Genomic DNA, 18,407 nt, shown 5'->3' with positions numbered 1-18,407 from the left:
ATCGGCTGCATGGGGCTCAACGCCTGCGGGCAGGGCCGCCGACCACCCTGAGCAGCAGGCCGGCCGCGATCAGGGCCGCGCCGGTGATCGCCGCCGCCAGCGTCCAGGGCGCAAACCCGGCGGCGGAAGCCGCCACGAACTCCCGCTTGAACAAGTCTGCCATTTCGTTTCCGCTCGCGGTGCCCAGGACGGCGTCGGCGGCCCAACGGGACGCCAGCGTCCACAGTCCGGAAAGCGCGAGCGCGCCCACTCCTACGCCGGCCAGTACTTTCCACCGCCGGCGGGCGGTCACGAGCGCCAGAAGGAACGCGACGCCGGCACCGACCGCCAGGCTGTACCCCAGCGGAGCGTAGGCCGAAACCCGTTCGATGAGCTGGCGCTGGCCCGTTTGGCCAATGTTCACCAGGGTCTGGCGCGGAGCCTCAAGCTGAACACCCACCTGGCTGGATATCTGCTTGGCAGCGAGGCCGACGAGCGGGGCCACGTCCAGGGTCAGCGAGGTGCTCGAGTCCGCTTCGGGCGGCAGGGACGACGGATCGGCGAAATTAAGGCGGTGGCTCTTGCGCAGCGTCTCTTCCCAGGCAGCCGGGTAACCAGGCAGGCCGGTGAGGGAGGTTGCCGCCTTTTCCAGCACCGGCCGGACCAGTGCGGCCACCTGCGCCGGAATGGTCCCGCCGGTGTCAATGCTGTTGACGGCGGCGGTCGCCAGACGCTTTTGGAAATCCGGGTTCCTGCCCAGAGGCGCCGCGAGGGCAACGAAGCCGTCCTCCTGCACGATGTTGCGGTCCACCCAGATGGCCGGAACGGCGGCGGCGGAAAGCAGGAGACCAAGGATGACGGCCAAGGCCGCAAGAAATAAGCGCAAGGGATTCCTAGCTGGTCGGGTTTCTCGGCTTGTCGAGTTTCTGGCTGGTCAGGTGCCTCGCCGGTCGGGAAGACACTGCCATCCTAGGCGCGGTGTCCTGCGATCAAAAATGTCCGGCGATCAAAATGTCCGGCGATCGAAAATCTCGGAGCATCGGCAATGGCGGCTACCAACAAGGCCGCATCATCAGCAATGTCTGAGCCCGGTGATACAGCTATGGATAGAGTTGATTAACCCACGGCACGCACCATCCACAGGCAAAGGACCGCGACCATGCAACTGGCATTCGCCGCCACCGGGGCTGCACATGGCTGAAAACGCCACCGTCCCTGTACCCGGCACAGCCCCCGGAGCCGGCCCCAGCACGGTGCCGGCCACCGCCGCTGAGACCAGCCCGGACAACCCCTGGCCGCTGCAGTTGCTGTCGCAGAAGCTCAAGACGCACATCGAACGGGCACCGGCCGCCTGGGTTGAAGGTCAGGTCATCGAACTGAACAGGCGCGGCGGCAGTGCGTTCCTCACGCTCCGGGATGTTGACGCCGAGATCTCCCTGCCGGCCTCCATCTGGTCCAAGTTGCTCGACCGGCAGGAGACGCCGCTTGAGCGCGGAAGCCGGGTGGTGGCCCTGCTCAAGGCTGAGTTCTGGCTGAAGACCGGACGCCTTAACATGTCGGTGAAGGACATCCGGCCGGTCGGATTGGGAGACCTCCTCGCACGGATTGAACGGCTGCGCCATGCCCTCGCCGGGGAAGGCCTCTTTGCCGAGTCGAGGAAAAAACGCCTGCCGCTGCTTCCCCACAGGATCGGGCTCATTACCGGCCGCGATTCCGATGCCAAGAAGGACGTGCTGCGCAACGCGGCCCTGCGCTGGCCGGCGGTCGAGTTCGAGATCCGTGAGGTCGCGGTGCAGGGAAACACCGCTGTATCGCAGATGGTCAAGGCACTGCGCGAACTCGATGCCCGTCCCGAGGTCGATGTCATCGTCATTGCCCGTGGCGGCGGCGCGCTGGAGGACCTCTTGCCGTTCAGCAGCGAGGAACTCATCCGCGCCGTAGCCGCCGCGGTGACTCCGGTGGTCAGCGCGATCGGGCACGAGGCGGACCGGCCCATCCTGGACGATGTCGCCGACCTCCGGGCTTCCACGCCCACGGACGCGGCAAAGCGGATCGTCCCGGAAGTCTCGGAAGAACTAGCCCGGGTCCGGCAGGCTGAAGCCCAGCTGCGCCGCTCCGTGACAATGCTGGTAGCCCGCGAAACGGACCGCCTGGCGGCAATCAGGTCCCGCCCGGTCCTCGCGGCTCCGGAGAGCATGATCACGGTGCGCGCGGACGACGTCGAACGGCTGGCCCGCCGGTCCACGGCGGCCATCAGCGCCGCAGTCACGAGGGCTTCGGACCAGCTGGTCCACCTCCAGGCGCAGGTCCGGGCCCTGTCACCGCAGCAGACCCTGGACCGCGGTTACGCCGTGGTGCAGCTTTCCGGGTCCGGCGGTGCAGTTGTCCGCCAGCCGTCCCAGGCCCCCGCCGGTACCCCGCTCTCGGTCCGGGTGGCCGGCGGGCGGTTCGGCGCGGAATCCACGGGCGCACCATAACGCGCCCCCAAAACTACGCCAGCGCCGCCGCACCGGCGCCGGCAGCCAACGCCCCCATCGACACGACAGGCCAGAAAAAATGACAGACCCGAGCACCAGCACAGACTCCGGCAACTCAGAGCCGAACACATCACAGCCCGGTCCCGCGCTTCCTCCGGACATCGATGCCCTGAGCTATGAGGAGGCACGGGAACAGCTGGTGGCCGTGGTCTCCAAGCTCGAGGCGGGCGGTACCAGCCTCGAGGATTCGCTGGCCCTGTGGGAGCGCGGCGAGGCATTGGCCCGGCGCTGCGAGGAATGGCTGGAGGGCGCGCGGAAGAGGCTGGCGGCTGCCCGCAAGGACAGTTGAGCGGCAGCGGACAACTGACGCCTGGCACGGACTCTGCCGGAGACTAAGCCCGCATCAGGACCGGTCGACGAGGCGCCGCTCGGCTTCGACGTCGAACTCGGCCTTTGGCCACTCCAGTTCGAGCTCGCCGAGCCCTTCCAGTAACAGCTGCTGGACCGCGATGCGCGCGTACCACTTCTTGCTGGCCGGCACGACATACCAGGGTGCGTACTCGGTGTTGGTTTCGTCGAAGGCAGCCTGGTAGGCGGCCATGTAGTCGTCCCAGAACGCGCGCTGTTTAAGGTCCTCGGTGTTGTACTTCCAGTGTTTGGCGGGATTGTCCAGCCGGGCCAGCAGCCGCTTCTTCTGCTCGTCATTGCTGATGTGCAGCATGACCTTGACCACCTTGGTCCCGACAGCCACCTGCCGGGCCTCGAACTCGTTGATCGCCCGGTAGCGGCGTTCAAGCTCTTTCGGATCCGCCCAGCGGTGTACCCGGTGGATCAGGACGTCCTCATAGTGGGACCTGTCGAAGACACCCAGCATGCCGGCGGCCGGGACTTCCCGTTCGATGCGCCACAGAAAGTCGTAGGCCTTTTCCTCCGGCGTGGGGGCTTTGAACGACTTGAACTGGACGCCCTGCGGATCCATGGCACCCAGCACGTGCTTCACGATGCCGCCCTTGCCGGCGGTGTCCATACCCTGCAGGATCAGCAGGACGCGTTTGGTACCACCAAACTTGGACTCGGCAAACAGCTGCTCCTGAAGCCGCGCGAGCTTTGCGTCCAGTTCCTCCAGGAGCAGCTCGCCGTCGGCCTTGTTCCCCGGGTAACCCACCGTGGCGTCAGCGTCAACGTCGGCCAGCTGGAATCCCTTCCCGGCTTTCAACGTTTCGGAGGGGAGCTTCGTGAATTCCACAACGCCGGCCATCGGGTCCTCTTTCCACGGTTGTCTGTGGGTAAAGGCTAGTTCCCCTGATACCTGCTGAGGAAGTCTCCCATCCGGCCAATTGCTTCTTCGATGTCCTTGACGTTGGGCAGGGTCACCATCCGGAAGTGGTCGGGCCGGACCCAGTTGAACGCCCGGCCGTGGGAAACCAGGATCTTCTGTTCCTTGAGCAGGTCCAGGACAAACTTTTCGTCGTCCCGGATGTTGTAGACCTCGGGGTCCAGCCTGGGGAACAGGTAGAGGGCTCCCCGCGCCTGCTGGGTGCTGACGCCGGGGATGGCGTTGAGCATGTCGTATGCCTTGTTCCGCTGCTCCAGGAGCCGCCCGCCGGGCAGGATGAGGTCATTGATGCTCTGGTATCCGCCCAGGGCAGTCTGGATGGCGTGCTGGGCCGGGACGTTGGCACAGAGCCGCATATTGGCCAGCAGGTTGATGCCCTCGAGGTAGTCCGCGGCCTCCTTCTTGGGCCCGGAGATGGCCATCCATCCTGCCCGGTAGCCGCAGACGCGGTAGGCCTTCGACAGCCCGCTGAAGGTCAGGCACAGCACGTCGTCGCCGGTGAGCCCTGCCATGTTCACGTGCACGGCGTCCTCGTAAAGGATCTTCTCGTAGATCTCGTCGGCGAAGAGCACCAGCCCGTGCTTCTCAGCCAGGGCAACGATCTTGCGCAGCGTGCTTTCCGGGTACACGGCGCCGGTGGGGTTGTTCGGGTTGATGACCACGATCCCCTTGGTGCGGGGCGTGATCTTGGCCTCAAGGTCCTCCAGGTCGGGCTGCCAGCCCGAGTCCTCGTCACAGAGGTAGTGCACCGGACGTCCACCGGCCAGCGCCACCGAGGCGGTCCACAGCGGGTAGTCCGGGGTGGGGATGAGGATCTCGTCGCCCTCTTCAAGCAGGGCCATCAGCGACATGGTGATGAGCTCGCTGACGCCGTTGCCCAGATAGATGTCGTCCACGTGGATGCTCTGGATGCCGCGGGTCTGGTAGTACTGCGAGACGGCGGTGCGGGCCGAGAAGATGCCGCGGGAATCGCTGTATCCCTGGGCGTGCGGCAGGTGGCGGATCATGTCCACCAGGATCGCGTCCGGCGCTTCAAAACCGAAGGGTGCGGGGTTGCCGATGTTCAGTTTGAGGATGCGGTGACCCTCTGCCTCCATCTGCTGGGCGGCCTGAAGAATCGGTCCACGGATGTCGTAAAGGACATTATGAAGCTTGGTGGACTGCTTGAATTCTGCCATTCATCAAATATGCCACAAGCGGGATGTACTTCCGGGGAGACGTGCCTCACACGGGTAACCGCGGACGTAACGGGCCGGCGGACGGCGGCGTCACCCAAGTAGCTCGCACTTGTTGTCGTTTTGGGGCTTCAAAACGACAACAAGTGCGAGTCAGTTGGGTTGGCACGTGGCCTACTTGACGATGCCCTTGTCCTTGAGCCAGGCGGCAGCAGCGTCCTTGGCGTTCTGCTTCTGGGTTCCGCTCACCGCACGGTTGAGGTTGATCAGGTCGTCGGTGGTGAGGGTCTTGGAGACGTTGTTGAGCGCTTCCTTGGCCTTGTCGGTCACCTTGGCCGTGTTGTAGAGCGGCAGCACCTGCTGGGCCTTGAAGTTGTTCTTCGGGTCCTCCAGCACAACCAGGTCGTTGTCCGCGATGGACGGCGTGGTGGTGAAGATGTCGGCCACCTGCACCTCGTCGCTCAGGAGTGCCTGCAGCGTGAGGTTGCCGCCGCCGTCGCTGAAGGGCTTGAGCGCCTTGAGTTCGCAGTTGTAGTTCTTCTTGAGCCCCGGGAACCCGTAGGAGCGCGTTTCAAACGTGGCAGGTGCAGCCATGGTCAGGTCCTTGCAGACCTTGGCCAGGTCCTCGATGGACTTCAGCTGGTACTTCTCCGCGGTGGCCTTGGTGACCACCATGGCGTCCTTGTCCTCGGCCTTGGACGGGTCAAGCACGGCGAGGCCCTGGGGCAGCTTGCCCGGAAGTGCTTTGATGATGTCTTCCGGCGTGACCTCGGCAGCCTGCGCGTCGACGTGGGAAAGCAGGTTGCCGGAGTAGTCGGGAACGACGTCCACCGAACCGTCCTGGACGGCCTTGAAGTAGATCTCACGGGAGCCGATGTTCGGCTTGGTGGTGGCGGTGACGCCGGCCGCGTTCAGAGCGCCGGCGTAGATCTCGGCGATGATCTGGCTTTCCGGGAAGTCCGCCGAACCGACCACGAGGGAGCCGCCGGAGGTGGCGCCGCCGGCTGCACTCGTGGAGGGGGACGACAGCGGATTGCCGCTGCTGCAGGCGGACAGGGCAAGGGCGACGCCGACACCGGCGGCGAGGCCGCCCAGGCCGCGGCGGGTAAGGGTCGTGCGGACGGGGTACTTCATGCGGTGCCTCCTTGAACAGCGGCCGCCGCGGGCGCGGCAGCCGAGAGATCGGTAGCGGCCTTGCGGCCGCCCTTGGAACGTGCGGAAAGTCCCGGTGAAACGACCAGCCGCTGCACTGCCGCCAGGACAAGATCGACGACGATCGCCAGCGCCGCGATGAGCAGCGAACCTGCCAGCATCCGCGGAAAGTCCTGGAGCACCAGTCCGTCGAACAGGTAGCGCCCCAGGCCGCCGAGCGGAAGATATGCCACCACCGACACGGTGGCGATCACCTGCAGCACAGCCGTGCGGATGCCGCCGAACATCACCAGGAGCCCGTTGGGAACCTCCACGCCGAACAGGACCTGCAGCTCTTTCATGCCCATGGCACGGGCGGCATCCACCACGTTGGAGTCCACGCTGGAGATGCCGGCATAGGTGCCGGCCAGCAACGGCGGCACGGTGAGGATGACCAGCGCCCACACCGGCGGCATGAGGCCGCTGCCGGCGACGAGGGCGAACAGCACCAGGAGCCCCAGCGTGGGCAGCGCGCGGAGGGCGCCGGCCACGGCCACGGCCACCACGCGGCCCCTGCCGGTGTGGCCAATGTAGAGCCCGACAGGGACTGCGATGGCGGCGGCGATGATCAGGACCAGGAAGCTGTACTGCAGGTGTTCGAGCAGGCGGACGGGTATCCCGCCCGGGCCGGACCAGTGCGTTGGGTCGGCCAGCCAGGCGAAGGTTTCGGTGAAGATGTTCACGAGCCCGCCCCCGCGTGCACCTTGGCGTCGGCGATGAATTCGGCGCCGGACCTGGCGTGCGCATCGGACTTTGCGGACCCGGCCCTGGTCCACGGCGTGAGGACCCGTTCCAGGATCACCAGCAGCGCATCCATGACGACGGCGAGGAGCAGGATCGCGACGATCCCCACCACCACCTCGGTGACGAAGTTCCGCTGCAGTCCGTCCGTAAACAGCATCCCGAGGTTGCCGACGCCCAGCAGGGCGGCGACGCTCACCAGCGAAATGTTGCTCACCGACACCACGCGGAGGCCGGCGAACATCACGGGCAGGGACAGCGGCAGGTCGATCTGCAGGAAGCGGGCGGCCGGTTTGTAGCCCATGGCCACGGCCGCCTGGCGGAGGTCGTCATCCACGGAGTCGAAGGCGTCCATCGCGGCCCGCACAAGCAGCGCTACGGCGTAGATGGTCAGGGCGACGATGACGTTCAGCGGGTCAAGGATCCGGGTTCCCAGCAGCGGCGGCAGGATGATGAACAGCGCGAGCGACGGGATGGTGTAGAGCAGGGAGCTCACGGTGGCCACGAGCTGCCGGAGTGCGCTGTGCCGCCGTGAGACCTGTGCCAGCGGGATCGAGATCAGCAGGCCCAGGACCATCGGAACGAGTGCCAAAACCAGGTGCTGGCCGGCCCGCTCGAAGACCATGGGGCTGTTCGCGAGGAACCAGTCCATCAGAGCGCGCCCTGCCGGGTTTGGCGCGCGGACTCGATGACGGAAAGCACCTCCGCGCCCTTGACGACGCCGGCTACCCTGCCGTCGCCGTCGACCGCCACGCCGAGCCCCGAAGGTGAGGAGAGGGCGGCGTCCAGGGCGCGCCTGAGGGTATCGCCCGGCCGGAACAGCGAGCCGCCGGGGATGAGCTCGGAGTCCAGGCCGGGGCCTTCCCAGCCCAGCGGGCGCCGCTGGTCATCCACCACGAGCCGCCAGGCGGCCGGGTTCGCAGTTTCGACCTGGTTCGCTTTGCCGTCCCCGCCCCGGGTGACCGTGTCCACGGGGTGGACCGTGACGCCGTCGGCCGTGGTGAACGCAAGGTGCCGGAATCCGCGGTCCCGCCCCACGAAAGAAGCCACGAACTCGTTTGCCGGTGCCCGCAGGATCTCCTCCGGCGTGGCATACTGGGCCAGCTTGCCGCCGACGGCGAAGACCGCCACCTTATCCCCCAGCACGGTGGCCTCATCGATGTCGTGGGTGACGAAGACGATGGTCTTGGCCAGGTCGCGCTGCAGGCGCAGGAGTTCCTGCTGCAGTTCGTCGCGGACGACGGGATCAACAGCGCTGAAGGGTTCGTCCATCAGCAGGACCGGCGGATCGGCGGCGAGCGCCCGGGCCACACCGACGCGCTGCTGCTGGCCGCCCGAGAGCTGCGACGGATACCGCTTGCCGAGCGACGGAGCCAGCCCCACGACGTCGAGCAGTTCTTCCGCGCGCTTGCGGGCGTCAGCCTTCGGCACCCCATTCAGCCGCGGCACGGTGGCGATGTTGTCCACCACGGAGCGGTGCGGCATCAGACCGGACGACTGCATCACGTAGCCCATGGATCGCCGGAGCTCTGCCGCCGGGACTGAGGTAACGTCCCGTCCGCCCACGGTGATGGTCCCGGATGTGGGCTCCACCATCCTGTTGATCATGCGCAGGGAGGTGGTCTTGCCGCAGCCTGATGGTCCCACGAACACCGTGATGGAGCCGCGGTCAATGGACATGCTCAGCTGGTCCACCGCCGGTTGCCCGCTCTGGTACTGCTTGGTGACGCTCTGGAACTCGATCATGGCTTCGGCCATACCCGGCTTACCTAACTGTTGGGCGGCAACATCGGACGGTAAAGCGAATTGATCATAAGCACGCTGTTTTTTGGCTGTAAAGCGCGTCTTGACACAGCGTAACCAGTGCCCGAAGCAAAACCACGGCAGGCACGGACACCGTAATCATTCGGAGACAAACACCGGTGATTCGGGGCCAGTCCCCTCCCGGATGGGTGGAGGAGTCTTTGTCCAGTCTCAGGAATGGCGGTAGCGCTCTGCGGCCCGCTGGCTCCGGCCAGCCACCACCACTTTCTGGTGCCATTCCCGCTGGTACGCCCTTCTCGCCGCAGCGTCGTGGCGCCGCTCCAGGGCGGCGAGTTCGCGCTGCAGCTTGAGGTAGCTTGCCCACCGCCGCTCCTCGAGGGAGCCGTCGTCGAGCGCCTCCCGGACGGCGCACCCGGGTTCCCTGTCATGGGCGCAGTCGGAGAAGCGGCACTGCCCGAAGAGCACCTGCAGGTCCCCGAACATCTCCTCCATCCCGCCGTCGGCATCGAACAGCCCGAAGCCGCGGACACCGGGCGTGTCCATCAGCACGGCGCCGTTGGGCAGCGGTACCAGTTCCCGCGAGGTGGTGGTGTGGCGGCCCCTGCCGTCGGTGGTGCGCACGTCACCCGTCGACTGGGCGTGATGGCCCACGAGCGCGTTGATGAGCGTGGACTTTCCGGCACCGGAGGGTCCGAGCAGGGCCAGCGTCCCGCCTGGCCGGACCCGGGAAAGCAGTTCGTCGATGCCGTCCCCCTGCTCGGCAGAGGTGGTCACCACGTCCACGCCGGCTGCCTGCAGGATGACCTTCCCGACGACGTCATCGGCGATGTCCGCCAGGTCCGCCTTTGTGATGATCACCAGGGGTGTCGCGCCGGAGTCCCAGACGGCCACCAGTGTCCGTTCGAGCCGGTTGTGGCTCAGCGGACGGTCCACGGGAACGACCACGCCCACCATGTCGATGTTCGCGGCCAGGACCTGCGCCTCCGTGGACGGGTCGAAGGCACGCTTGCGGCTCAGCTCGGACGTGCGCGGAAGGACGCCGACGACGGCCGGTTCCGCCGCCCGGTTACGTCCGATCCAGATCCAGTCGCCGGTGGCTGGCACCGCACCAGCCGGATAGGGCAGGTGCACCAGTCCGTCAGCCGTGGCCGCGACAATACGGTTGCGGTCCACCCGGACCACGCGGGCGGCCGCCTCGCCGCCGCCGGCCGGATGGGCGGCGAAGTGCTGCGCCGCTGCCGCCGTGAAGCCGTACTGGAGCGGGCCGGGCATTGAGTCAATGTTTATTGAAGGGCCTTGAAGCTGGTTGGCACGAGTGCCGGAAGAGTTTTTCACTGTGAACCTCGGGTTGGCCCCGCAGCGCCGCCGGCCGTCCAGGCAGTGCGCTGTGCACCGGGTGTGCTGGACCGGCTACGAGTGGGCAGCAGGGGCAGGAGTAATGAAGGTGTTTTCGACAGGGCGCGGAGCGCGCACGAATTCTGCAATCATCAGGTCCACCTCCCCCGCACGAAGTTCAAATGCCAGATTGGCCGCCGCCGGACAAAGGTCCGGGGACTCCCCCAGAATAGCCAGCCGGGCGCCGGCTGGCTAGGGAATTTACTCGGGAATTGAGTCCAGCTTGCCGTTGACCGGGCGCTCGCGGAACAGCCGCAGCGCGGCGTCCACCAGGGACACCCTGTTGAGCGAGCCGATGTCGGTCAGCGGTATCCACGCGGCGTGCGTGGTGGTGCCGTTCTCTTCGTGGGTGAGTTCCCCGCCCGTAACCCTGGCCTCATAGACGAGGCGGAGGGCCTGGAAGTCGCGTTCCGCCCCGTCCAGCCGCGAACCCGCCGGCCAGTGCCCGACGTCGATCCCCAGCATCGGCCCGATTTCGGCACGGTAGCCGGTCTCCTCGAAGACCTCGCGGATGCAGCCGTCCACCGGGTGCTCGGCCAGGTCCAGCCCGCCGCCGGGCAGCGTCCAGCCTTCCTTGCCGTCCTGCTTCCAGTACGCCAGGAGGATGGCACTGTCGCGGATGATCACGGCGTAGGCGGCGGGGCGGGTGTCGAAGAGAACGGTCATGGCTCCAGCGTAGCCCCGTGTTATCCGCGTGCCGGCGGCCGGGCGCGACGTCCTGACCTGAAGTTCCTCAGGCCTGCTCGCGGACCAGCAGCGGAACACCGAAGACGGGATCCTGCTCCAGGATGCGCACGTCGCTGACCCCCGCCGCGGCGAGGTGTTTCCGGAAGGACTCCTGGAGCCGGACAACGTTCATGCCCAGGCCGCTGCCAAGAATGACCGGTCCGTCCAGCTCCAGCTGCCGGAGGACCTGGGCGGCCATGTCGGCCAGGTCCTTGCCCGCCTGGTCGATCAGGCCCCGGCTAACACTGTGGCCGGCGTCGGCCGCCTCCACCACCAGCCGGGCCTGCTGCGCCCAGAAGCGGCGGCCCGTCTCCGGGGAGTGGAAGAGCGCGATCAGCTTGTTCGGGTCATCGGTGTTGCAGGAGTCCAGCAGCGCCCGGGTCAGCTCATCCGGTTCCTGCCCCTGGTTCATGCGCCGCAGGCTGTGCCGCACGGCCTCCCGGCCCAGCCAGTAGCCGCTGCCTTCGTCACCCAGGAGGTAGCCCCAGCCGCCGGCCCGCGCCTCGCCGCCGCCGTTCGTGCCCCAGGCCGCCGAGCCGGTGCCCGCAATGACTGCGACGCCGGTGCTGGCGCCCCCGGCCGCCAGCAGGAGCCGTGAGTCGTGGACCACGGTGATCCGGGCACCCGGGGCGTGCGGCTCGATCAGGGCGGCCAGGGCGGCGGCGTCCTCCTCGGTGTCGATCCCGCCGGCGCCGGCGTAGACCTGTGCCACGGGTCCGCTGCCGATCTTGGCGAAAAGCTCCGCCAGATGCGCAGCGGCTTCGGCGCGGCTGACGTTCTGGACGTTGGCGCTTCCCACGCTCCCGTCTGCTACCGGTTCCCCGTGCTCGAAGCGGACGCCCCTGGTTTTGGTGCCGCCGATGTCGAGTCCGATCACGACGCCGTCTGGCCGGGCGGCGCCGGCATCAGCACCGGCGAAGGCCGGACTGGACGAAGCTGCATTGGACGCACCGGGGGCCGCACCGGATAGGTTGTCAGAGTTAGTCACCAGAACAGCGTACTGATTAGCCCCAAGGAGCCGGCCATGCCCCACGCCGAGATCGATACCCGCATCGTTGCAGCACCCATGGCAGGCGGGACGTCCACGCCCGGCTTCGTCCAGGCCATCCACCGCGCCAAGGGCTGGGCTTCCTCGCCGCGGGCTACAAGAGTGCCGACGCCGTCAGCGCGGAGATCCGTGCCTGCCGGGACGCCGGAGCCAGGTTCGGCGTCAACGTTTTTGTTCCCGACCATGCACAGCTGAACCCCTCCCCCGACGCCGTGGCCGCGCTGGAGGACTACCGGACCAGCCTCGGCCAGGACGCCGCGCGCTACGGCGTGACCGTGCCGCCCCTGGTGCTTGATGACGACGATGCCTGGCAGGCGAAGATCGACCTCCTGCTGGAGCACCCCGTCGAACTGGTCAGCTTCGCCTTCGGGCTGCCCGATTCCGCAGTGGTCGAGGCGCTCCGGAAGGCGGGGTCAACCGTCCTCGCCACGGTCACCAGCCGCGCCGAGGCTGAACTGGCATCCGGGCGCGGATTCGACGGACTGGTCGTCCAGCACGGCAGTGCCGGGGCCCACTCCGGCGCCTTCCTGCACGCGACGAATCAGGGCGGCATGCCGCCGTCGACGCCTGACCTGATTCGGGAGGTGGCGGCCGCCGTCGACCTTCCCCTGATCGCGGCCGGCGCGGTGTCCGACGCCGCCGCCGTCAGATCGGTCATCGCGGCCGGAGCGGTTGCCGCCCAGGTGGGAACGGCGCTGCTGCGGACGGATGAAAGCGGCGCGCGGCAGCTGCACAAAGACGCCCTCGGCGATGAGCGTTTCACTGAAACAACACCCACCCGGGCCTTCACCGGCCGCTACGCCCGGGCGCTCGTCAATGAGTTCGTCCGCGACCACGGGGACGCCCCGGAGGGCTACCCCGCCATCCACCATCTGACCGCCCCCATACGCGCGGCAGCGGCCGCCGCCGGCGACCGGGAGCGGCTGAATCTCTGGGCGGGCAAAGGCTGGCGCTCGGCCAGGACGGGATCCGTGGCGGACGCGGTAGGCGCGCTCCTGGACGTCTGAGCCCCGCACCAAGACGCGCGGCAGCAAGGGGGCCGGCAGCGAGAGACCGGCAGCGAGGGGCCGGTCAGGCGCCCGACCGGGCGCGGACCAGCCCCGCCAGCAGAGCCGGCCCCTCGTCCAGCACCAGCTCCCGGAAGAGGCGCACGGCGTCCGGTTCGCCCTCCCGCACGCTGCGGCGCTCACGCCAGGCCAGGCCGATTTCGCGGTATGCCAGTTCCGATTCCAGCGCGATTTCGACCCAGCCCAGATCCCCGGTGTCCGCCGTGACGCCCCGGCCCGGGCCGCTGCCGCCCTCCGGCGGAAGGATGCTCACGCCCAGCCCGGCGGACACCAGGCCGCGGGCGGTGTGTGAATCCTGGCTCTCAAAGGCGATCCGCGGCCGGAAACCGGCTTCCCGGAACAGGGCATCCGTCAGCGAGCGCAGCCCGTAACCGGATTCGAGCGCTACGAAAGGGTCTTTCCGGATCTCGGCCATGCTCACCGACTTCCGGTCCGCCAGCTGGTGCCGGTGGTGCACCACGAGCCGCAGCGGCTCCCGGTACAGCGCGGCGGAGCCGATGGTCCTGCCGGCGGGCGCCACGGGCGCGGTCAGGGCGAGATCGGCGGCGCCGGAGGAGAGTTCGGCCAGGCAGCTGTCACGTGAGCCCTGGCTGAGATCGAACTCGGTCTGCGGATAGCGGTTCCGGAACGCGCTGATGAGCAGTGGCAGCGTCGCCTCGCCGAACGTGTGCTGGAAGGTCACAGCGATCCGGCCGCGCACCACCTCCGACTCGTGCCGGACAAGGTCCAGGCCGGCGCGGAACTCGGCCAGCGCCGACTCCACATAGGGCAACAGCGTCGTGGCGGCAGGAGTCAGCCGCACTCCCCTGCCGTCCCGGACGAGCAAATCGGTCCCCACTGCAGCGCTGGCGCGTGCCAGGGCGCGGCTGACGGTCGACTGCGGAACGCCCAGCAGCTCGGCGGTCTCGGTGATGTGCTGTGTCCGCCCCAGCTCCGCCAGCAGCGGCAGAATCGGCAGCAGCTGCACCAGCTGCCTATGCTTGATGTCCAAAGGTTTTCCTCCCTCAATCAATCCGCTTCTGCATGAATTATCGATGAATCATGCATTGGATGCTAGGTCAGCATGGATTTACGCTGAAGGCATGCCAACGCCCCACAAGCACGCTCCCCGAAGTTCGCCGGGCCAGTCCCGGCCGCCGGCAGGCAGCGGGTGGAACGGGCACCGGAAGGGTTCACAGGCCTACGGCAGGATCCTGGCTGGCCTGGCGTTCGCCGGCGTGGCCACTTTCGCGCAGCTCTATTCCACCCAGGCAGTGCTCCCCGTCATGGCCGCCGAGCTGCGGGTGAGCGCCGCGGAGGCCGCGCTGACCATTTCGCTGGCCACCGTAGGCCTCGCCGTCACCGTCATCCCCTGGTCGTTCCTCGCCGACCGGATCGGGAGGGTAAAGGCCATGACGTGGGGCATCTGCCTGGCCACGGCCCTGGGACTGCTGGTGCCGCTGGCCACGTCCTTCCCCGTCCTGCTGGGCCTCCGGATGCTGGAGGGCATGGCCCTGGGCGGCATTCCTGCCATCGCGATCGCCTACCTCAACGAGGAAATCGACCGGGCGCACGCCGCCGTCGCCGCGGGCAGCTACGTCGCGGGCACCACGCTGGGCGGACTGGCCGGCAGGCTGGTGGCCGGACCGGCGGGGGAACTCTGGGGATGGCGCGCCGCCGCCCTCGCGGTCTCCGTCCTGGCCACCGTGGCGGCCGTGCTCTTCCTGGTCCTTATCCCCAAGGCCCGCGGATTCAGCCCGGCCCGTGGGATGGGCCTCCGCGGTGCTGCCAGGACCCTGTCCGGCCATCTGGCCAATCCGCGGCTGCTGGCGCTCTACGTGCAGGCCTTCCTGCTGATGGGCGGCTTCGTGGCCGTCTACAACTATCTCGGGTTCCGGCTCTCCGGCGAGCCGTTCAGCCTTCCGGCCACGCTCATCAGCCTCATCTTTCTGGCCTACCTGTCGGGCACCGTCACCTCGCGCTGGGCCGGCGCCCTCACGCAGCGCTTCGGCCGGCGCACGGTGCTGCTGGCCGGCATTGCGGTAATGGCGGCTGGCCTGGCCCTCACCCTTACCCAGGTGCTGGTGCTGATACTGGCCGGCCTCATCATTTTCACCGGCGGCTTCTTCGCGGCCCACAGCATCGGCTCAGGCTGGACCGGAGCCATCGCCCAGACCGGCCGGGCCCAGGCAGCGTCGCTGTACAACCTCGCGTACTACCTCGGTTCCAGCATTCTGGGCTGGGCAGGTGGACTGGTGTTCCAGTCCTTCGGCTGGCCGGCGCTGGCTGCCGCCGTCATCATCCTGGGATGCACGACGGCGGTGATCACCGCCGTCGTGCATCCCACTTCCGGGCGCCAGCGGCAGCCGCGCCGGCAGGACGAAGCAAGCCTCCAGCACTCCTGAATAACTCGCCGCCTAACAGATCGGCCAGCCTGCAGATGTTCGGAAGTGCCGCCTGCCCGTGAATGTCTTGGCCACTTTGCCGCCGCTAAGATGAACGGAGGACACTTCAGGAGGATCCGTGAGCAGCAACCCGAAGAATATTCGGCCGGCGGCGGGGCACGAACCGCTCGACGCCATCGATGAGCGGCTGCTCGCGGCCCTGGTGGACGACGCCCGGATCTCCAACAAACAGCTGGCGGAGCTGGTGGGCATCGCCCCCTCCACCGCCCTCATGCGGACCCGCGCACTCTCGGACCGGGGCATCATCCAGGGATACGAGGCGAAACTGAGCCTTTCCGCGATCGGCCGTTCGGTGCAGGCGCTGATCGCCGTCCGGCTCCGCGCGCACGACCGGGAGCAGATCGACCGGTTCACCTCCCGCGTCCCCAAGCTGCCCGCCGTGCTGTCGACCTTCCACACGTCGGGCTCGGTCGACTATCTGCTGCACATCGCCGTCGCCACCACAGAGGACCTGCGGGACTGGGTTCTGGACAACCTCGCCACCGACCCCGTGGTGGGCCACACCGAAACCACACTGGTGTTCGACCACATGCAGGGCAATCACGGGCCGCTGCCCGACCAGGACTGACCTGCGGCTAACCCGTCCTGCCGGAGCGCGGGCCTTCACCCTTGGCGGCGGGAAGCAGCAGGCCCGAGTGCGCTGCGCCGAGTATGTCGCCCCGGAGGAGGGCCAGCTCGTCCCGGCGACGCGCGGCGTTGCGCTGCTGCCGCACGGTTTCCTCCGGAACAACCCTGCGCCGCTCCGCCCACGCCACCAGGCCGGCGCCGACACGGACCGCCACAGCTTCCAGGACAGAGGCACGGCGGTAGCCGGAGACGGACTGGTTGAGCGATAAAGCACTCATGGCTCTTTCCTTTCGGGACTCGCTGACTTTTTTGTGCTGCTGGATTCCGCTTGGGGCGGGTTCTGCGTCTTGCGCTGGCCGCGGGTGCCTGCGGAAGCGGGGACACCGAGGATGGGGAAGGCGTTGAAGTGGATCTGCACGGGCCGGGCCCCCTCCTGGTCCCCCTCGCCGCGGATCTCCTCCAGCAGCCGGTAGGAGTAGGCCTCCATGGCCCGTGTGTACGCGTCCAGCTGCTCCTCATTCATCCGCACGTTGGCGGTGCTGACCGTGGCCGCTTCCAGCCAGTCGCGGTCCAGGGTGTCCGCCCCGTGCGCCATGAAATCGGCGAGCACGGCCTGGCGGCGGTGCTCGAACTCCCGATTGACCAGCCGCGACGCTTCCTGGGTGGCGGGGGAACTGGCAAGTTCAGGCGAGGACACCTCGATGGCGCCGCGCGGCCGTTCCCACCACCGTTCCCGTGCCGTGCCTTTTCCCTCGACCTCCCGGACGAAGTCGTGCTTGGCCAGCTGGCGCAGGTGATAGCTTGTGGAACCGCTGGACTCCCCCAGCAGCTCGCCGAGGCTGCACGCCGTCTGCGCGCCGTACCGTGACAGCATTTCCAAGATCTGGACCCGCAGCGGATGGGCCAGGGCCCTGAGGGAGGCGGGGTCCATCTTCCGGACGGGGTACGGCAGTTCCTGCACATCAGGGGCTTCGGGGGTGGGGTGGGTGGCCATACGCCAAGGCTACCGTTGCAAAGATTTATTTGCAACGGTTATTTTGCAACCATTTCTTTGCAATAGTTTCTTTGCAAGAAGCCGGTGGTGGGTGCCCGCCGTCGCAACCCGGCCGGGTTCCTGCGTTGCTACCGTTGGAGGCCGTGGCGCCAGGTGACCGCTGCCAGCAGCCCCGCCGCGCAGGCACAGGCAGTCACGAATCCGGCGACAGCCGCGTCCAGTCCGTAGGCCGCCGTCGCGAACCCCAGCCCCACCACGGGGACGGCACTGCCGAGGTAGGTGATCACGTAGACGGTGCTGATGATCTGCGCATGCCGGGACGCCTCCACCTTTCCGGCCACGTCATTGAAGACGGTCCGGAACGCAACTCCCTGCCCGAGGCCCGCGGCCACGCTCGCCGCGACCAGCAGCCACGGGTTGCCGGCGGCAGCCGCGGCGGCGATGAGCGCCACCGCGCCGCCCAGGACGGCCAGCCCTGCCGGCACAGCGAACCTGCTGCGGACGGCGATCAGCTGGCTCAGGGCGGACGCCCCGAGGGTGAGCCCGGCGAGCAGTCCGATCAGCGGCCGGGAATCGGTGCCGATGATCTTCGCGAAATAGCTTGGTGCGAGGGACAGGCAGAAGCCGAAGACGGCAAAGCTGAGGAAGCCGACGGCCGCCGCCAGCCAGAATGCACCGCGGGCCTCGCTGGACACCGTCGGCCGGCGGGGGGCCAGGGCCTTCAGCGGGCGGGGGCCGGCGGCAGGCTTGATGGCGGGGCGGGCGCGCAGCAGGTAGAGCGGGACGAGCAGGGCCGCCAGGACGATCGAATGGATGAGGTACGGCGTGGTGGTGGAGCCCGGCAGGAGGGAGAGGATCCCGCCGATCGCGGGGCCGGCCGCCACTCCCCCGGCCGAGGCCAGCAGGGTGAAGCGGGAGGCCCACTCCGGGCGCTCCGGCAGCAGCTCACGCAGGGCCGCCGAGCTCGCCCCCGTGGCCAGGGCGACTGCAACGCCCTGGAGTGCCCGGCCGCCGCACAGCCCGGCAAGAGTGTCCGCGTTCGCAAAGACCAGGCCGCCCGCGAGCCCCGTCAGCACGGCAAGGAGGAGCGCGGCACGGCGGCCAATGTGATCGGACCAGTGCCCCGCCAGCATGAGCGTGGCCACGAGCGCCAGGACATAGGCAGCGAACGCGACGGTGATGCCCAGGGAACTGATGCCCAGCCGCATCTGCAGCAGCGGATACAACGGGGTCGCCAGGTTTGCGCCCACCAAGAGGGTGAAAATGACGACGCCGGCCATGGCCAGCCGTGAGGTGGTGGACGCATCCCAGCCCCAGCGGGTGGCCGCAGCCGGACGCATTCGAAGTTCGCTAATGACGGTCATGCCCGTGCCCTTGCCTGTGTGTCCGCGGAACCTGCCCCTTGTGGGGGCGGCTCGCGCGGATGGAATCTTGGTACCTAAAGAATGCGGCAAGAGTGCGTACCGGGCCCGACATTCTGTGGGAATATTGAGCAAAACCATC

The 18,407-nt window shown here is 67.9% G+C and carries 20 protein-coding genes; 5 read left to right on the top strand and 15 right to left on the bottom strand.

Annotated elements, in window-relative coordinates; genetic code table 11:
• Nucleotides 1-16: 16 nt before the first annotated feature.
• Complete coding sequence (locus ABIE00_RS06195; protein WP_354258068.1) at nt 17-865, bottom strand: hypothetical protein; 849 nt, start codon at nt 863-865, stop codon at nt 17-19.
• 307 nt (nt 866-1,172) lie between these two features.
• Here ABIE00_RS06195 and xseA point away from each other — a divergent pair, with 307 nt between their 5' ends.
• Nucleotides 1,173-2,456 carry an exodeoxyribonuclease VII large subunit gene (xseA, locus tag ABIE00_RS06190; protein WP_354258065.1) on the top strand — a complete coding sequence of 428 codons (1,284 nt, stop codon included), beginning with the start codon at nt 1,173-1,175 and terminating at the stop codon, nt 2,454-2,456.
• A 79-nt stretch (nt 2,457-2,535) separates the two neighbouring features.
• Nucleotides 2,536-2,805: an exodeoxyribonuclease VII small subunit gene (locus tag ABIE00_RS06185; RefSeq protein WP_354258062.1), complete on the top strand. Its 270-nt coding sequence runs from the start codon at nt 2,536-2,538 to the stop codon at nt 2,803-2,805.
• Between the two features lie 54 nt (nt 2,806-2,859).
• Here the strand turns inward: ABIE00_RS06185 and ABIE00_RS06180 are convergent, their stop codons facing one another.
• From ABIE00_RS06180 to ABIE00_RS25935, 10 genes are all read right to left on the bottom strand, one after another.
• The gene (locus ABIE00_RS06180) at nt 2,860-3,714 is read right to left on the bottom strand and encodes a PPK2 family polyphosphate kinase (RefSeq protein WP_354258059.1); all 855 of its coding nucleotides are present in this window, start codon (nt 3,712-3,714) and stop codon (nt 2,860-2,862) included.
• 35 nt (nt 3,715-3,749) lie between these two features.
• Complete coding sequence (locus ABIE00_RS06175) at nt 3,750-4,970, bottom strand: pyridoxal phosphate-dependent aminotransferase (protein ID WP_331575648.1); 1,221 nt, start codon at nt 4,968-4,970, stop codon at nt 3,750-3,752.
• 171 nt (nt 4,971-5,141) lie between these two features.
• On the bottom strand, nt 5,142-6,101 hold the full coding sequence (locus ABIE00_RS06170; RefSeq protein WP_354258055.1) for an ABC transporter substrate-binding protein: 960 nt from the start codon (nt 6,099-6,101) through the stop codon (nt 5,142-5,144).
• Nucleotides 6,098-6,841, bottom strand: a complete 744-nt coding sequence (locus ABIE00_RS06165; RefSeq protein WP_354258052.1) for an ABC transporter permease — start codon at nt 6,839-6,841, stop codon at nt 6,098-6,100. Before ABIE00_RS06165 ends, ABIE00_RS06170 begins: the two co-directional genes overlap by 4 nt.
• On the bottom strand, nt 6,838-7,551 hold the full coding sequence (locus ABIE00_RS06160; protein ID WP_354258049.1) for an ABC transporter permease: 714 nt from the start codon (nt 7,549-7,551) through the stop codon (nt 6,838-6,840). The genes ABIE00_RS06165 and ABIE00_RS06160 overlap by 4 nt, the downstream gene beginning before the upstream one ends.
• Nucleotides 7,551-8,657: an ABC transporter ATP-binding protein gene (locus ABIE00_RS06155; RefSeq protein WP_354258046.1), complete on the bottom strand. Its 1,107-nt coding sequence runs from the start codon at nt 8,655-8,657 to the stop codon at nt 7,551-7,553. Before ABIE00_RS06155 ends, ABIE00_RS06160 begins: the two co-directional genes overlap by 1 nt.
• 216 nt (nt 8,658-8,873) lie before the next feature.
• Nucleotides 8,874-9,935, bottom strand: a complete 1,062-nt coding sequence (gene rsgA, locus ABIE00_RS06150) for a ribosome small subunit-dependent GTPase A (protein WP_354258043.1) — start codon at nt 9,933-9,935, stop codon at nt 8,874-8,876.
• Between the two features lie 324 nt (nt 9,936-10,259).
• Nucleotides 10,260-10,724, bottom strand: a complete 465-nt coding sequence (locus tag ABIE00_RS06145; protein WP_354258040.1) for an NUDIX hydrolase — start codon at nt 10,722-10,724, stop codon at nt 10,260-10,262.
• 67 nt (nt 10,725-10,791) lie between these two features.
• Nucleotides 10,792-11,772: an N-acetylglucosamine kinase gene (locus ABIE00_RS06140; protein WP_354258037.1), complete on the bottom strand. Its 981-nt coding sequence runs from the start codon at nt 11,770-11,772 to the stop codon at nt 10,792-10,794.
• Entirely contained in the window at nt 11,769-12,017 is a 249-nt protein-coding gene (locus tag ABIE00_RS25935) for a hypothetical protein (RefSeq protein ID WP_502914202.1), read from the bottom strand. Before ABIE00_RS25935 ends, ABIE00_RS06140 begins: the two co-directional genes overlap by 4 nt.
• On the opposite strand from ABIE00_RS25935, the gene ABIE00_RS06135 reads away from it, so the two are divergent.
• Nucleotides 11,907-12,839, top strand: coding sequence for a nitronate monooxygenase (locus tag ABIE00_RS06135; RefSeq protein WP_502914273.1), 933 nt, complete (start codon nt 11,907-11,909; stop codon nt 12,837-12,839). The genes ABIE00_RS25935 and ABIE00_RS06135 overlap by 111 nt on opposite strands.
• 64 nt (nt 12,840-12,903) lie before the next feature.
• Here ABIE00_RS06135 and ABIE00_RS06130 read toward each other — a convergent pair whose 3' ends face one another.
• Nucleotides 12,904-13,890 (bottom strand): LysR family transcriptional regulator, encoded by a 987-nt coding sequence (locus ABIE00_RS06130; protein WP_354258034.1) that lies wholly within the window; start codon nt 13,888-13,890, stop codon nt 12,904-12,906.
• A gap of 91 nt (nt 13,891-13,981) precedes the next feature.
• Between ABIE00_RS06130 and ABIE00_RS06125 the strand changes: the two genes are divergently transcribed.
• Nucleotides 13,982-15,283, top strand: a complete 1,302-nt coding sequence (locus ABIE00_RS06125; protein ID WP_354258032.1) for an MFS transporter — start codon at nt 13,982-13,984, stop codon at nt 15,281-15,283.
• Nucleotides 15,284-15,401: 118 nt separating this feature from the next.
• Nucleotides 15,402-15,911, top strand: a complete 510-nt coding sequence (locus ABIE00_RS06120; RefSeq protein ID WP_354258030.1) for an Lrp/AsnC family transcriptional regulator — start codon at nt 15,402-15,404, stop codon at nt 15,909-15,911.
• A 7-nt stretch (nt 15,912-15,918) separates the two neighbouring features.
• On the opposite strand, the gene ABIE00_RS06115 is transcribed toward ABIE00_RS06120, so the two are convergent.
• From ABIE00_RS06115 to ABIE00_RS06105, 3 genes are all read right to left on the bottom strand, one after another.
• Entirely contained in the window at nt 15,919-16,188 is a 270-nt protein-coding gene (locus ABIE00_RS06115) for a 2-nitropropane dioxygenase (protein ID WP_354258028.1), read from the bottom strand.
• Nucleotides 16,185-16,904, bottom strand: coding sequence for an ArsR/SmtB family transcription factor (locus ABIE00_RS06110; RefSeq protein WP_354258025.1), 720 nt, complete (start codon nt 16,902-16,904; stop codon nt 16,185-16,187). Before ABIE00_RS06110 ends, ABIE00_RS06115 begins: the two co-directional genes overlap by 4 nt.
• A 128-nt stretch (nt 16,905-17,032) precedes the next feature.
• The gene (locus tag ABIE00_RS06105; RefSeq protein WP_354258022.1) at nt 17,033-18,268 is read right to left on the bottom strand and encodes an MFS transporter; all 1,236 of its coding nucleotides are present in this window, start codon (nt 18,266-18,268) and stop codon (nt 17,033-17,035) included.
• Between the last annotated feature and the right edge of the window lie 139 nt (nt 18,269-18,407).

The organism is Arthrobacter sp. OAP107, assembly GCF_040546765.1.
In the GTDB taxonomy this organism is placed as follows: domain Bacteria; phylum Actinomycetota; class Actinomycetes; order Actinomycetales; family Micrococcaceae; genus Arthrobacter.
The sequence above is the reverse complement of the archived record's forward strand: the minus strand, read 5'-3'. Positions and strand labels throughout refer to the sequence as shown.